Below are 15455 nucleotides of genomic sequence, written 5' to 3'. Positions count from 1 at the left end.
CGGGTACTTTCAGTCTGTTGCCAAATGAATACCAGTTTAGCTTTAATAAAGATGGCTTATTGCTGGATTATTTGCCATGGGCGGTTAGTGATGATAACTTTTTACAATACGGGCCAAAAGGAATCCTGGCGCATAACTTCACTATTAGCAACAACAACCAGATCCTTAGCGTTAACAGCAGCACACAAGAGTTTAACAGCCCGCTGAATATCAAGTTCAATAATTTCCATATTGAGGCGCTTACTAAAATGGCCAAACAGGACTCGTTACAGGTGGGTGGTATCATTAATGGTGATGCTACCGTAAGCAACTTCCAAACCAGTCCTGTATTTACCGCTGCCATAAACGTTGATAATTTTAATTTTAAAGGAGATACGGTGGGCAATATAGCCCTCAAAGTAAATAACCAAACGCAGAATGCCTACGCCGCTCAAATGAGCATTACCGGCAAAGGCAATCAGGTTGATTTGAATGGAACGTATTACACCACGCCCGAAAGCCGTTTTGATCTCGACCTGAATATCGTGAACCTGAGCATGAAGAGCATCGAGGGATTTAGCTTTGGTAGCCTGCGTAATGCCACAGGTAATATTACCGGAGCACTTAAAATATCAGGCACTACAGATGCGCCTTCTGTACGGGGAGATATCAACTTTAACAAAGTAGGCTTTAACGTGGCTATGCTTAACTCCTATTTCAGGATGCCGCAGGAAAGCATTACTTTCAACAACGAAGGGATCCGCTTTAATGATTTTACGTTGGTTGATTCAACTGGCAACAAGGCCATAGTAAGCGGCAGTATCTACACCAAAACTTACACCGATTTTGCCTTCGGCATGGATATTAATGCCAATAACTTCAGAGTTACTAACTCAACCCAGGCCGATAACAAACTTTACTACGGCAAACTGTATGTGGATACCCGCATCAAGGTCCGCGGCAATATGACTAAGCCGGTGGTTGATGCCAACCTTACTGTTAACGACAAAACCGATATGACTTTTGTGCTGCCTACCAATGACCCGGCGCTGGAAGACCGGAAGGGAGTGGTTGACTTTATTGATAAAAATGCCCCTAAAATGGATTCCATCCTGCTGGCCAGGCAACTGGATTCGCTCAAAAAATCGGATGTTACAGGGTTGGATGTTTCTGCAACTATCAACGTAAATAAAAATGCTGCGTTTACTATTGTAGTTGATGAGCGAAACGGCGATATCGTACACCTTAAAGGCGAGGCCAGCCTGAATGGCGGCATTGACCCAAGCGGCAAAATAAACCTTACCGGTACTTATGTGGTTAACTCAGGCTCGTACAACCTGGCCTATGCAACTGTTAAGCGCACTTTTAACTTTAAAAAAGGCAGTACTATTGTTTGGACTGGAGACCCAACCAGTGCCAATATTGATCTTACCGCTATTTACGTAGCCAATGTACCACCAATTGACCTGGTTTCAAACCAGCTTTCGGATGCGCAAAATAGTACGATGTATAAGCAAAAGCTACCTTTCAATGTTAACCTTAACCTGAAAGATCAGCTGCTCACACCAACTATCAGCTTTGACATTGTACTGCCAGACAGTTCTTATTCTGTGTCATCCGAAGTGGTAAGTACGGTTAATACCCGCCTTACCCAGATACGCCAGGACCCTAACGAACTAAACAAGCAGGTATTAGGTGTACTTGTACTGGGGCACTTTATTGGCGATAATCCGCTGCAAAGCCAGGGTGCGGGTACTACCGTAGAGGGCACCATCCGTAACAGCGTAAGCAGCCTGTTATCTGACCAGTTAAACAGGCTTGCAGGAAGTTTAATATCAGGAGTTGATCTGAATTTCGGTTTAACCTCAGGTGAGGATTACTCATCGGGCACGGCCACCAATCGTACCGACCTCAACGTTGGCCTGTCCAAGCGCTTCCTGAATGACAGGCTTACCGTAAGTGTTGGCAATAATTTTAACCTGGAAGGTAATCAACCCGGTCAAAAAGCATCGAACATCGCGGGCGACGTATCCATAGCCTATAAACTAAGTAAAGACGGCCGCTACACCCTGCGTGCTTACCGCCGCGACGAATTTATTGTGATACAGGGACAGATCATTGAAACTGGCGTAGGCTTTACCCTAACTGTTGATTATAACCGTTTCCGCGAGATCTTCCGCAAGCGTACCCCTGAAGAACGCAGGTTACGCCGCCAATATCAGCAGGAACAAAAAGAGAAAAAAGAAAAACAGGACGAGGCGGATAAAGCGTTGGAGCAAAAGAATATGCAGCAGCAACAGGAAAACAAACCGCAAACTACTTCAAACTAAGCCCATGACCAAACATTTAAAATATATACTGCTTTCATCATGTGTTTTACTGAGTGCCTGCAGTACCACCAAGTTTTTGGCGCCGGGCCAAAAGTTATACACCGGCGGCGAGGTAGTAATCAAAGACTCGGTTTTGAAAAAAGCGAAAAAAAGCCTTGAGTGAGGAACTTGGCGCTTTATTAAGACCTATACCCAACAGTACCATATTAGGTATGCGTTTTAAATTGTGGCTGTACTTTAAAACAAAAACCAATAAAAGCAAAGGCCTTGCCCACTGGCTTAATAAAAAGGGTGAGCCTCCTGTGCTTATTAGTTCTGTTAACCTTGAGCAAAACAGCAAGATCCTGCAAAACAGGCTGCAAAACGAAAGCTATTTTCAGGCGCAGGTAAGCGGCGATACGGTGAGCAAAAAGCCAACATCAAAAGTTGCCAAGGCGGTTTATACAGCAGTAACCGGGCCTGGCTATAAGATCAGGAAGGTGGTATTTCCGCGGGGTACCCGCACTATCGATACCGCAGTAGCCGGAACATCGGCAAAAACGCTGCTAAAAGTCGGCAATAAATATAACCTTGATGTTATTAAAACCGAACGCCTGCGTATTGATGCCCGGTTGAAAGAAGAAGGCTTTTATTATTTCTCACCCGAACATTTGATCATGCACGTAGATAGCACTATAGCCGGGCATCAGGTTGATATTTTTGTGGCTGTTAAAAATGAAACACCTGGCCGCGCCCAAAACATTTATACCATCAACAATATTTATGTGTATCCGAGTTACTCGTTAAGGGACACCTCGCTGATGAAGGATAAAGCTGTTTTTTATAAATGGTATAATATTGTTGAGCGTCGTAACACCGTACATACCTATACTTTTGCCAATACGGTGCTGATGCGCCCGGGCCAGGTTTACAACCGTACTGCACATAACAACTCGCTTAACCGCTTCATTAATCTGGGTCCGTATAAATTTGTTAAAAACAGGTTTGAAGATGTATCTGCCGATTCATCGAAGCTGGATGTTTATTATTTTTTAACCCAATACAAAAAGAAATCGCTGTCGCTTGATATTTTAGGCCGCACCACATCGGCTAACTACACTGGTACACAGGTAAATTTAAACTGGCTTAATCGTAACGCCTTTAAAGGTGCCGAGGCTTTAAAGGTAACACTTTTTGGGAGTACCGATGTTCAGGTGGGGGGCCAAAATGCAGGCTATAATGTGTATCAGGCCGGTATCCAGACAACGCTTTCATGGCCGCGCTTTATCGGACCTATCTACCCAAAAGCGGCCGATGCCTATATCCCACATACTAATCTGAGCTTGGGATATTCAATAGTAAACCGTCAAAAACTCTATAACTTAAATTCATATAACTTATCATTCGGTTATCAGTGGCGCGAAACAGAACACCGGTCACATGAGCTTAACCTCATCAATTTTCAGTTTGTAAATCCGCTGAGCGTGTCGCAGAAATATAAAGACAGTATCGACAGGAAAGACGTTCCGGTAAACCCAGCCTTAAAGCATGTTATCGATAAACAGTTCATCCTGGGCCCAAGCTATAGCTTCACTTATACCAATACCAACGAGGATTATCGTACCAATACGCTTTATTATAATGGAAAGATCAGCCTTTCAAACAATATTTACGGCTTAGTTACCGGTGCAGATAGTGCCGGTGGAAAACCTAAAAAATTGTTCGGCGCCATATTTAACCAGTTTGTGAAACTCGAAAACGAGATCAGGTATTTTCATAAAACAGGGCAAAACAGCACTATAGCCAGCAGGCTTATTGTGGGTGTAGGTTTACCCTATGGCAACTCAACACAGTTACCTTATAGCCAGCAATTCTTTATTGGTGGCCCTAACAGCTTACGGGGTTTCAGGGCAAGGGCCATAGGGCCGGGTTCATTTGACCCAAGCAGCGGTGTAGGCACAGGCGGCTTCCTTGCCGATGAATCTGGTGATATCAAGATAGAAGCTAACATTGAGTACAGGCCAAAGCTATTCAGCATAGTACGCGGAGCTTTATTTGTTGATGCGGGTAACATCTGGCTACTGCACTCCAACGGATCACAGCCGGGCGCCGTGTTTACCAAAAGCTTCTTAAATGATTTTGCCGTTGATGCCGGCTTTGGTTTAAGGTTTGATTTAACCGTACTGGTATTACGTACAGATTTAGGTATCCCTCTTCGTACACCATATGTACGTGTTAATGAGCCACGCTGGGATTTCAACTTTAACCGGAGTGTGTTTAACCTGGCAATCGGGTATCCGTTTTAATTTTACAGTCTAAATATAACGAAAGTTAAGCTTAGCATATAGCATAGCGTCAAACAGCACAATTAGCCAAAAGCTATTGTGCTGTTTGCTTTAATAGACAATCAATCATACATATACGCGTCTGTTTTACACTGGATCGGCTCCCTCGCCGTTTTCAAACTGTATTTAAATACAAATCATTTCTTTTTAAATTTATCGGTGATACAACAAAACAAAGCCATACACCGTATCATTGCATATTGATAAAAGCAGCGATGTATACAAATTATAGAATGCCGCTAAAAAGCCTTTTTTTAAACTTTTAATAATAGCACTGTTTCTATTCCCGGGCCGGGGATATGCCGACATTCCATATCAGTTAGTTTACCTGAAAAATTATAGCTCGCCTGATGGCTTGCCCAGTTCAAGGGTTAACTATTTAATGCAGGACAGCAAGGGTTTTATCTGGCTGGCCACCGATAAAGGCGTGAGCAGGTTTGACGGCCAGCACTTTAAAAACTTCACATCGGCCGACGGGCTGGAAAACAACGAGTGTTTCCGGATTGCCGAGGATAATTATCACCGGATTTTTTTACTGTAATAACTACAGGGTCTGTTATTATGAAAACGGGCTTATACATAAGCTTAATTCATCTCAAAAAGTAATCGTTTTACCCTTCGCCAATTTCTTTTTTAACCGCTATAATGAGCTCTGTGTAAATTACAGGCTTAGTACCAAAGTATACCATTTTGAAGAGTTAAAATCGAAAAGACATGCCATCCGGCATTTGAACGGGTACATTTATGGTTCTGACGGAGAAGAAATCATCCTATCTGAAAACGACCTTGACATCCTCGAAGAAGAGCTTAAGGCCGGCCAGTTAAACTTTCAAACCGCCAATACCAATATCAAACCCTACCGGTTGGCTTTACATCAAAATTATTTACTATTGATAACTAAAGACTGGGTACATGTTTATCGGTATCAAAAAAGCGGGATCATCCCGCTCAGTAAAATCTTTTTACCGGGAATGTAACTTCAGTGTATCTTACCGGCAAAAATACGTTTGCCGTTACAACGGTAAAACAGGGCACCTACATTATTAACTATCTTACCGGCGAACGGAAAAATTACCTTAATAATAACATCACTACCGCTACGGTTATTGACCGGGAAAATAATTTATGGTTTGGCAGCTATGACAAAGGCTTCTTTTTAAGTACTAACCCCGAAATAAAAATCATTAACAAAGAAAGCGGGCTGGCCAATGAAGATGTTTTAAAACTGGCCATTGCGGGAGGCTACCTTTTTACGGGGCATGTTTTAAGCACCCTCAGCTATATGAAACTTGGCGCAAATCAAACGCCGTCGATAGGCACTATAACTATAAATCAAGACAGGTCTGACTTTAACCGGATAACCAATCTGCTTACAATCCCGGGCAACACTCTCGTCATAGGTACCGATAATGGCATATTCAGATTAGATATTTCCAATAAGAACCCGTTATCATGGCATCCAGAAAGTTATTTTGATGGCCCTGTAAAATTTGATGGCCCTATAAAAGGGATCACCCATCAACATGGTACAGTGTATTTTATTTCACAAAATGCCGTTGTTGTAATATCAAATCAGTTCAAACGTCTAAAAGGTTATAGATTCAAGCCTATACGCATGACATCTCTTACCTGGTATAAAAACAGGCTGCTGATAGGTTCACTTTATGGGTTATACCAGTTAATGCCCACTACTGATGATATTACCTATGTGCGGATATTGGCCGATAAAGGAATAAATGTTGTTAAGAGCCTGGCATCAAATAATGATGTATGCGCCATAGGTACCGAAGCTCAGGGGATGTTTTTGCTGGCCGGCGAAAAAATTGTTCAGTTTAGATCTCCTGCTATTTTTTCAGGCGATATCCGTAAACTGGTATGGACAGATGACAATACTTTATGGGTCTGTACCGCAAACGGTGTAAGCATTATCAGCTTCCATAATCATTATCAAAATTACCGCATAAGTTTGCTCAATACCAGTAACGGGCTCCCCTCTGATAACGTTGCCGATGTAGTGCAGAACGGGCATGATTATTACATAGCCACCGATCAGGGCATAGCCGTTACTCAAAATTTAGGAAATACGAGCCTGCCTAAACCGGTGTTGATTAACGACGGGATACCCGGAACTCAAAGCAGCTTTACTTACGGCAGGCCTGTTATATTTAACTGCGTTGCCCTATCCTACAAAAGCATGGGTAAAATACAATACCGCTTCAGGCTTAAGGGGGTTGATAAAAATTGGAGCGTCGCGCCTTCCGGCGAAAAACGGTTCGACCTGCTGCCCCCGGAAACTATGAGTTAGAAGCCGTGGCTGCCGACCGTTTTAACCAGTTAAGCCAGCCGCTCATTTTTAAATTTGACGTTATGCCTTTATGGTATCAACAGTTATGGCTGCAGGTGGTGGCTGTATTAAGTGCCATAATCATCGCTTTCCTGCTGGTACGGAAATATTATCAATCCATCATCGGCTTACAAAAAAAGGACTATGAAAATGCACTTGCCCTGCAGCGCGAACGACAGCGGATCAGCAGTGAGGTGCATGATGATTTAGGGGCAAGCATCTCCGGCATTAAGCTCAGGACCGAATTGCTCAGCCGCAAAACGGCCGATCAGCCCGCTTTTAAGGAGATAGACGCTATTCATGAAGCCATCACCGATATATCTACCCAGGTAAGGTTAATTATCTGGAGTCTTGATGCCGAAAACGACGAAGTAAGCAACCTGGCAGGCTTTATTCATAAACAAGCCATTAAAATATTTGAATACAGCAATATTGACCTTCATGTAAATACCTCCGTTAGCGAAACCCCGGTTACCATCAGCGGCGAAAAAAGGCGCCAGATATACCTCCTTGTTAAGGAAGTATTAAACAATATTGTCAAACATTCGGAGGCACAAAATGCGTTTCTGGAAATCAACCTTTACAAAAACCGGCTGCAGATCAACATCCGTGATGACGGGCGCGGATTTGACCCTGATGTGCGCAAACACGAAACCATGGGCATCCGGAATATTTACGCCCGGGCAAAAAGATTGAACGCCGAACTCAAAATTGATACCGCCCACGGTAAAGGCACCTCCATCAGCCTTAAACTAAACCTTTAGCGTATACCCCATAATAGGTATTAAGAAACCCGGGATAATTTAGGAAATTAGCATTTTATATTTACTGCAAAGCATGCTCCAGATAATTTTGTTAGAGGATAATTTACACTACCGGCGTGGGCTGGAACAGATTATTCATGATATGAGCGGCGTAACTTTAATTGGTTCTTATCCCAATGCCGAAGCCGTATTAAAAAAATTGATCTGCTTAAACCGGATATCTTTATAGTGGATATAAACCTCGAAGGCATGTCGGGCATTGAATTTATACGGCGGGCCAAGCCCTTTGTCCCGGATGCCGAATTTTTGATGTGCACCATCAACGACGACAACACCAATATTTTTGAATCCTTAAAGAGCGGCGCAACCGGCTATATGCTCAAAGAATCTTCGGCCGATGAGATCAGGAATGCCATTATCGAAATCGCGGCCGGCGGTTCGCCCATGAGCGCCTATATCTCGAGAAGGGTCATAGCATCATTCAATGCCGACGCCGATAAACCGCCTGCCCCTGCTGCCGAAAGCCTTACGGACCGCGAGGTTGAAGTACTTAACCACCTAGCCCGCGGCCTCCAGTACAAGGAAATCGCCGACCGCCTTGATATCTCTACCGGAACCGTTAAAAAACACATCCGCAATACCTACATCAAACTGCAGGTACAAAATAAAGTAGAAGCTATTAATAAATTTCGCGCAATCTGATATACCACTTTTTCAGTATTGCAGGGCTTAATGGTTAATGCTAATTTAGCGCTATAAAGAAACTAAAAGGCCTTGTTAAAATTAACTTCCCTGTTGGTGATCTTTAAAGCCTAAACCTTATCACAATTGAAAGATCACACCGTGAAAGATGTCATCTAATTAAATCCTAAAACTACTGCCGGATTTTTTTCTAACAGGACCAATAATTATCACTGCTTTAATCTGCACATTTGCACATCTGTAATTGGCATACCTGCAATGATTATATCTGTCCCGCTCCGTATTATCGACCTGCATGACGACGGTTTCCACCCACTGGTTGAAGTCGTATTGTTTGAAAAAACTTTTATCATGGTGCTGGACACCGGCGCGTCAAAAACTGCTTTTGATCAAACGGTGCTTTCCGAAGCCAATGAAACCATGAACATCTTAGCCAGCGATAAACTCTCCACGGGCCTCGGCACCAATACCATGGAATCTTTTACCGCAACAGTAAGTGACCTCCACATCGGCGACTTGCCTATAGCCGAATTTGAAGTAGCTGTACTTGATCTTTCCACTATTAATGCCGCATACGGCCAAATGGGGCACCCGCAGGTACTGGGTGTTTTGGGCGGAGATATTTTAATGAAATATAAAGCCGTTATTGATTATGGGAAACGGGTGCTAAAACTAAAAAAATCTGTCAAGCAAACGCGGTACCTTATCTATCCGAAGGTAAATTTTAATTGATCAACAGGGTTTGTTCCCAAAACACCCGCTCGGTTAAAACAAAGCTATAATTGCCATAATAGTCAAAATGACAATTATAATTTCGATATTAATCAAATAAAAAGATAATAATTCCTAAAAAGAATATTTTTTTGTTATTTTCTATTATTAAATCCATAACATTTTATTTATATATTGCGTATAAGTTAAAAGCGCTGGCCGGCTGCTGAAATTAATTCTTCTTTTACATCTAAAACGTAACGAAAACAATGAAAAGAAAACTATTATTAGGGATCGGACTAAGCGTGCTTGTCGGAATCTCTGTACTATTCTCCTGTTCAAAAGACAAGGCTGCAAAAACTACAACTACCAGCCCAACCGCTATCCCGGATGATGTACTGAAAAGCATTACAAACTTAGGGTTCAGCACAGATGAAGTGCGCAGGCAGGGCGATGGCTATCTTGTTGAAGGTGATATCCTGCTCACTAAAGCCAATTTAGCCGAAGCAAGCACCAGCCCTACTTTAAGAATTGCCGATGTTGAGCAGTACCGTACCACAAACCTGGTTAAAAATCTGCCCAGAACAGTAACCGTCTCAGTTACAAACCTGCCTACTGTTTACCTTAACGCGGCTACCGCGGCAGTTGCACGTTACAATGCTTTAAACCTCACGCTTAAATTTCAAATGGTTAGCAGCGGCGGCACAATCGACATCATCGGCTTTAACGAGGGGCCAAGCGGTGGTTATATCACCTTAGGTTCATCAGGCTTCCCGACTTCATCGGGCGACCCGTATAACCAGATCCAGATGAACACCAACGAACAAGCTTATGGCACAAACCCTGATCTGGGTTATGTAACATCAGTTATTCAACACGAGTTGGGCCATTGTATCGGTTTCCGTCATACCGACTATATGAACCGCGCGTTCAGCTGCGGCGGCCGACATGTAAACGAAGGTTCGGCAGGCATAGGCGCTATCAACATTCCGGGCACACCAACCAAGGCGGATGCCGGCTCTTGGATGTTAGCCTGCTCAAGCGGTACCGACCGTACGTTTAATGCCAACGATCAGATAGCTTTAAATTATTTATACTAATAACGCCTATAGTTGTTTTTACATTTCAACTAAATAGCTTTATCAATAAAGGGGATGCTGCAGCTCCCCTTTATTGGTTTGATCACATTACCGCCTATGACAAAAAGAATACCTGTTACCGTATTACTCCTTTTTTTATGCTTTAAAGTGTCATGGTCACAAAAACACATGAGCGACGAGGCAATTGTTTCACTTTATAATGCAACATCTTTATCTCCGCAAAAAAATTCCAACCAGTATTACCTTGTAAAATTTAAAGATCCAGCACATATCGATAACCGGAAATACAATATCATCAAACGGGTTTCCTATAACTATTATGTAGTATCATCAGCCTCGGCTATCAAAAGCGATGCTAATATTATAAATAACAGCGCCGCTTCCCCCATCTGGAAAGCTTCGGATAACCTTGCGAAGAACTGGAAGCAGCATCCGGCACGCACACAAGCCGTTGAGGTTGCCGTTACCGCTGTCAATGACACGGTTATCAACCACATCCAACAATCCGGAGCCATTACAGGTCAAACCGGCAACCTAATACGTCTTAACATCAAATTAGAAAACCTGCCTGCCTTACTTCAGCAGGACTATATATTATTTGCCAATGAGGTGCGCCAACCTCATGCAGAACTTGCCATTAGCGATATTGATCTTGGTTTAAATACCATGTCGGCCATAGTGGCTAATTTTCCGGGCATAACCGGCTCCGGCATTAACATTTCGGTAAAAGAAGACCGCTATGATAATGATCTCGACCTGTTAGGCCGTAGCTTTACATCCTTTAAAGCCTCTGATATCACATCGGGCCATGCTACCACCATGGCAACACTCATAGGCGGCAACGGCAACTCATATATCAAAGGCCTGGGAGTTGCTCCTAAGGTAAATTTCACCTCATCATCTTTTGCGCAATTAATGCCCGACAGCACTACCATTTTTAAATCATTCAGAATTTCGGTACAAAACCACTCGTACGGTACCGGCATTGAAAATTATTATGGGGCCGAAAGTGCCGCTTACGATCAGCAGATTTTTGAAAATGATTCGCTGGTGCATGTATTTTCATCGGGCAATATCGGCAATTCGGCACCTGAAAGCGGAGTTTACAGCGGTATAAGCGGGGTAGCCAATCTCTCCGGCGACTTTAAGCAGGCTAAAAATGTATTGGTGGTTGGCGGTACCGGCAGGACGGGTGTCCCCGAATCCTTAAGCTCGGCCGGCCCAGCATACGATGGCCGCATCAAACCCGAATTGATCGCGGATGGTGAAGATGGCACGTCTGGCGCGGCAGCCCTGGTATCAGGCACGGTAGCTTTGCTGCAACAAGCTTATAGAACGCAATACAAACAGATGCCATCTGCCGCGCTTATAAAAAGTGTACTCATCAACTCGGCCGATGAAACAGGCTCATCCGGCCCCAACCATAAAACAGGCTATGGTTCGTTGAATGCATTGGAAGCATTACGCACCATCAATGAAAAACGCATTTTTACCGGTTCGGTTAGCAATGCTACACAAACAGACTATTCCATAACTGTCCCAGTAAATTGCAGGGAGCTTAAAGTTTCGTTAGCCTGGAATGACCCCGCAGCAGCCGTTAATGCACCATGGGCATTGGTAAATGATCTCGATCTTACTGTCACCACACCATCCGGGCAGCAAATTTTACCATGGGTGCTCAGCAGCTTCCCCTCTGCCGATTCGTTATCTGCCCCGGCAAAAAGACGAACAGATACCTTAAACAATGCAGAACAGGTAATTTTACAAAACCCGGCAGCCGGCACATACATAGTGCATGTTAAAGGCAGAAGGATTACTAACAGTGCTCAAAAATTTCATATTGCTCATCAGGAGACCATATCAAACCTGTTCGAATGGATCTACCCCTCGGTTGGCGACCAGCTTTTTGCCGGCGAGGATAATTACCTGAGATGGCAAAGCTCTTTCAATACCACATCGGGCACAATAAGCGTTAGCTACGATCATGGCCAAACCTGGCAGGCCATTAATAATGCCACCCTTGAAAACCGCTATTATACCTGGACAACGCCCGATGTTTTTACCAAAACCATGCTTAAAATGGATATCGGGGGGCAAACTTTTACCAGCGCGGAGTTCAGCATTTCAAAGCCTTTAACACTTGATATAGGGTATAATTGCGTCAGTGGCACACTCCTGCAATGGAAACCCCAGCCAGGAAGCATAGGCTACAACATTTATACAATTAAAGATAACCTGCTTCAAAAACTTGTATCAACAGCCGATACCAGCATCATTATACCCGCGCAACAACAAACTTCAACTTATTTTGCGGTGAGCGCCACAGGTAATAGCTTTGAAGGCCTAAAAAGTTATACCATTAATGCTACCACGCAGGGAGTTGGCTGCTATGTAAAAACACTACTTGCAAACGTGGTTAACAATACCATTGTGCTCAACCTGCAGTTGGGCAGCGTTTATAATCTTAAATCCATCACCTGGGAAAAAACAACAGCTGCGGGCCAATACGTTACTTTAAATACAATCCCGCTTAGTACAGCGGTGGATTACATATACGCCGACAATAATCCCCGACGGGGCAAACAATATTACCGGGCAAAACTCACCACAATTAACGGCGATATCATTTACTCCAACATAGCCGATGCTGTTTATTTACAGCCCAACCAATTTGTTATATACCCCAACCCTGTTGCCGGCCAAATCAATATCATCAGCGGCGATATCAATAATTACGAATTTAAACTATACAGCATCGACGGTAAGTTAACCCTGGTTAAAAGCATCAATGAATTACAAAACACCATCCCCGTAAATCTCGTGGCAGGCGTGTATGTTTATACCATCGAACTAAATGGCAAAGTAGTTTATAACGGTAAGCTGATAAGTAAAAAGCCCTCCGGTTAACCGGAGGGCTTTATATACTTGTTTATTGAAAATTATTGATTAACAAACCTTTTAGCGTTTACTTTACGCTCGTTTTCGGTTAAGTAGATTTTACGTAAACGCATGCTTTGCGGCGTAACTTCGATGTATTCGTCAGCCTGGATATACTCCATCGATTCTTCTAACGAGAATTTGATAGCCGGTGCAATACGAACGTTGTCATCACTACCTGATGCACGCATGTTGGTTAACTGTTTACCTTTAACAACGTTGATCACCAAATCGTTATCGCGGATGTGCTCACCAAGGATCTGACCTTCGTAAATATCAACACCCGGATCAACGAAGAAACGGCCACGGTCCTGCAGTTTGTCAATTGCATAAGCAGTTGTGTTGCCTTTTTCCATCGAGATCAATACACCGTTTGAACGGCCAGGGATTGGCCCTTTCCATGGCTCGTAAGCTTTAAAGCGGTGCGCCATGATAGCTTCACCGGCAGTAGCAGTTAATACGTTGTTACGTAAACCGATGATACCGCGTGAAGGAATTTCAAACTCTAAGTGTTGTAAATCACCTTTTGGCTCCATGATCAACAGGTCACCTTTACGTTGTGTTACCAGTTCAATTACTTTACCGGCAACTTCGCCAGGTACGTCAACTATCAGGGTTTCAACCGGCTCACATTTAACGCCGTCAATGTGTTTAACGATAACCTGCGGCTGACCTACCTGTAACTCGTAACCTTCACGGCGCATAGTTTCGATCAATACCGACAAGTGAAGGATGCCACGGCCATAAACCAGGTATGAATCAGGCGATTCAGTTTCAACAACCTTAAGTGCCAGGTTTTTCTCCATCTCTTTGTACAGACGGTCGCGTACGTGGCGTGAGGTAACAAATTTACCTTCTTTACCAAAGAAAGGTGAGTTATTGATGGTGAACAACATGTTCATGGTTGGCTCATCAATTTTGATCACCTCTAATTGCTCAGGGTTTTCAAAATCAGCAATGGTATCACCGATATCAAAACCGTCAATACCAACTACAGCACAGATATCGCCCGATTTTACTTCGGTAGCTTTTACTTTACCCAAACCTTCGAAAGTGTAAAGTTCTTTGATCCTTGATTTCTGGATAGTGCCATCACGTTTTACCAACGACACCGGCATGTTTTCTTTGATAGTACCGCGGGCAACACGGCCGATAGCAATACGACCTACGAAAGATGAATAATCTAACGAAGTGATCTGCATTTGCAGTGTTCCTTCAGCGATAGGTGCAGGCGGAATGTTTTCCAGGATAGCATCCATCAACGGGAATATATCTTCCGTTGGTTTTTTCCAATCTGTGCTCATCCAGCCTTGTTTTGATGAACCGTAGATAACCGGGAAATCCAGCTGCTCTTCGGTAGCTTCAAGGTTGAAGAATAATTCAAAAATCTGTTCGTAAACTTCTTCAGGGCGGCAGTTCTCTTTATCAACTTTGTTTACAACCACAATTGGCTTAAGGCCTAAAGCCAAAGCTTTTTGAGTTACGAAACGAGTTTGAGGCATGGCACCTTCAAAAGCGTCGCAAAGTAATAATACACCATCGGCCATTTTCAATACACGCTCAACCTCGCCACCAAAATCGGCGTGACCAGGGGTATCAATAATGTTGATCTTAACATCTTTATACCTTACAGATACGTTTTTTGAAACGATGGTAATACCACGCTCACGTTCAAGGTCATTGTTGTCAAGGATTAACTCTCCGGTTTGCTCATTGTCCCTGAAAATGGCACAGCTGTGCAGGATTTTATCAACCAAAGTAGTTTTACCGTGGTCAACGTGCGCGATGATCGCAATATTTCTGATTTTTTGCATGAAAATGCCTCTCTAAATTTGGCGCAAAGGTAAGGTTAAATTATGAGATTATAAAGCATTTAGCGGTTATTGTTTACAATTAACATTGAGTTTACCAAAGTAAGCTTGCAGGGCAGGCTTTGAAGGGTTGATCAGCGGAAATGATCGTAAGATTTTCAGAGATAGCCTGCGAGATAACAAGGCGGTCAAAAGGATCTCCGTGATGATGAGGCAGAGATATTAATTTACTTAAATGATAAGATGCTATATCAAGAACCTCAAATTGCTTCCCTATCAAATAGCTATAAAAATTCCCATAACCAATTTCGATATTAAGCTTTTTTAAAGCAACATTGATAGCCATCTCCCATAGTGATGCCATGCTTATATATCATTGGTTATCGGGGTTTTCAATTGATTGCTTGACTGTATTAGATAGTCTGTCATCAGAAGCTTGACACCAAAGAATTG

General features: G+C 43.2%; 13 protein-coding genes. 11 read left to right on the top strand and 2 right to left on the bottom strand.

Annotation, left to right across the window (positions count from 1 at the left end):
* Positions 1–17: 17 nt before the first annotated feature.
* The 11 genes from ACQ86K_RS05205 to ACQ86K_RS05155 all read left to right on the top strand — a co-directional run bounded on the left by ACQ86K_RS05205 (position 18) and on the right by ACQ86K_RS05155 (position 13161).
* Positions 18–2309, top strand: a complete 2292-nt coding sequence (locus tag ACQ86K_RS05205; RefSeq protein ID WP_431199937.1) for a translocation/assembly module TamB domain-containing protein — start codon at positions 18–20, stop codon at positions 2307–2309.
* Positions 2310–2313: 4 nt separating this feature from the next.
* The gene (locus ACQ86K_RS05200) at positions 2314–2472 is read left to right on the top strand and encodes a hypothetical protein (protein ID WP_431199936.1); all 159 of its coding nucleotides are present in this window, start codon (positions 2314–2316) and stop codon (positions 2470–2472) included.
* Positions 2465–4594: a BamA/TamA family outer membrane protein gene (locus ACQ86K_RS05195; RefSeq protein WP_431199935.1), complete on the top strand. Its 2130-nt coding sequence runs from the start codon at positions 2465–2467 to the stop codon at positions 4592–4594. Before ACQ86K_RS05200 ends, ACQ86K_RS05195 begins: the two co-directional genes overlap by 8 nt.
* A 394-nt stretch (positions 4595–4988) precedes the next feature.
* Positions 4989–5174, top strand: coding sequence for a two-component regulator propeller domain-containing protein (locus tag ACQ86K_RS05190; protein WP_431199934.1), 186 nt, complete (start codon positions 4989–4991; stop codon positions 5172–5174).
* A gap of 187 nt (positions 5175–5361) precedes the next feature.
* Positions 5362–5610, top strand: a complete 249-nt coding sequence (locus ACQ86K_RS05185) for a hypothetical protein (protein ID WP_431199933.1) — start codon at positions 5362–5364, stop codon at positions 5608–5610.
* A 5-nt stretch (positions 5611–5615) separates the two neighbouring features.
* Positions 5616–6938, top strand: a complete 1323-nt coding sequence (locus tag ACQ86K_RS05180; protein WP_431199932.1) for a two-component regulator propeller domain-containing protein — start codon at positions 5616–5618, stop codon at positions 6936–6938.
* A gap of 5 nt (positions 6939–6943) precedes the next feature.
* Positions 6944–7741, top strand: coding sequence for a sensor histidine kinase (locus ACQ86K_RS05175; RefSeq protein ID WP_431199931.1), 798 nt, complete (start codon positions 6944–6946; stop codon positions 7739–7741).
* A 189-nt stretch (positions 7742–7930) separates the two neighbouring features.
* On the top strand, positions 7931–8443 hold the full coding sequence (locus tag ACQ86K_RS05170; RefSeq protein ID WP_431200793.1) for a LuxR C-terminal-related transcriptional regulator: 513 nt from the start codon (positions 7931–7933) through the stop codon (positions 8441–8443).
* Positions 8444–8701: 258 nt separating this feature from the next.
* Positions 8702–9175 carry an aspartyl protease family protein gene (locus ACQ86K_RS05165; RefSeq protein ID WP_431199930.1) on the top strand — a complete coding sequence of 158 codons (474 nt, stop codon included), beginning with the start codon at positions 8702–8704 and terminating at the stop codon, positions 9173–9175.
* Between the two features lie 248 nt (positions 9176–9423).
* On the top strand, positions 9424–10254 hold the full coding sequence (locus ACQ86K_RS05160; RefSeq protein WP_091175858.1) for a M57 family metalloprotease: 831 nt from the start codon (positions 9424–9426) through the stop codon (positions 10252–10254).
* 96 nt (positions 10255–10350) lie between these two features.
* Positions 10351–13161, top strand: a complete 2811-nt coding sequence (locus ACQ86K_RS05155) for a S8 family peptidase (RefSeq protein WP_176844587.1) — start codon at positions 10351–10353, stop codon at positions 13159–13161.
* Between the two features lie 32 nt (positions 13162–13193).
* On the opposite strand, the gene typA is transcribed toward ACQ86K_RS05155, so the two are convergent.
* A complete protein-coding gene (gene typA, locus ACQ86K_RS05150; RefSeq protein WP_091175853.1) occupies positions 13194–15005 on the bottom strand; it encodes a translational GTPase TypA in 1812 nt (603 codons plus the stop codon).
* A 91-nt stretch (positions 15006–15096) separates the two neighbouring features.
* Positions 15097–15366, bottom strand: a complete 270-nt coding sequence (locus ACQ86K_RS05145) for a type II toxin-antitoxin system VapC family toxin (RefSeq protein WP_091175848.1) — start codon at positions 15364–15366, stop codon at positions 15097–15099.
* Positions 15367–15455 lie beyond the last annotated feature (89 nt).

Source organism: Mucilaginibacter sp. P19, from assembly GCF_050632265.1.
Taxonomy (GTDB): Bacteria; Bacteroidota; Bacteroidia; order Sphingobacteriales; family Sphingobacteriaceae; genus Mucilaginibacter; species Mucilaginibacter gossypii.
Note: the sequence above shows the minus strand (reverse complement) of the source record. Positions and strands in the feature narration are given on the sequence as shown.

What these genes read in the sequence shown, in the direction of transcription:
- ACQ86K_RS05200 (WP_431199936.1), top strand. Translation starts at nt 2,314, where the DNA reads ATGACCAAACATTTAAAATATATACTGCTTTCATCATGTGTTTTACTG.
- ACQ86K_RS05165 (WP_431199930.1), top strand. Translation starts at nt 8,702, where the DNA reads ATGATTATATCTGTCCCGCTCCGTATTATCGACCTGCATGACGACGGT.
- ACQ86K_RS05160 (WP_091175858.1), top strand. Translation starts at nt 9,424, where the DNA reads ATGAAAAGAAAACTATTATTAGGGATCGGACTAAGCGTGCTTGTCGGA.
- ACQ86K_RS05155 (WP_176844587.1), top strand. Translation starts at nt 10,351, where the DNA reads ATGACAAAAAGAATACCTGTTACCGTATTACTCCTTTTTTTATGCTTT.
- typA (WP_091175853.1), bottom strand. Translation starts at nt 15,005, where the DNA reads ATGCAAAAAATCAGAAATATTGCGATCATCGCGCACGTTGACCACGGT.
- ACQ86K_RS05145 (WP_091175848.1), bottom strand. Translation starts at nt 15,366, where the DNA reads ATGGCATCACTATGGGAGATGGCTATCAATGTTGCTTTAAAAAAGCTT.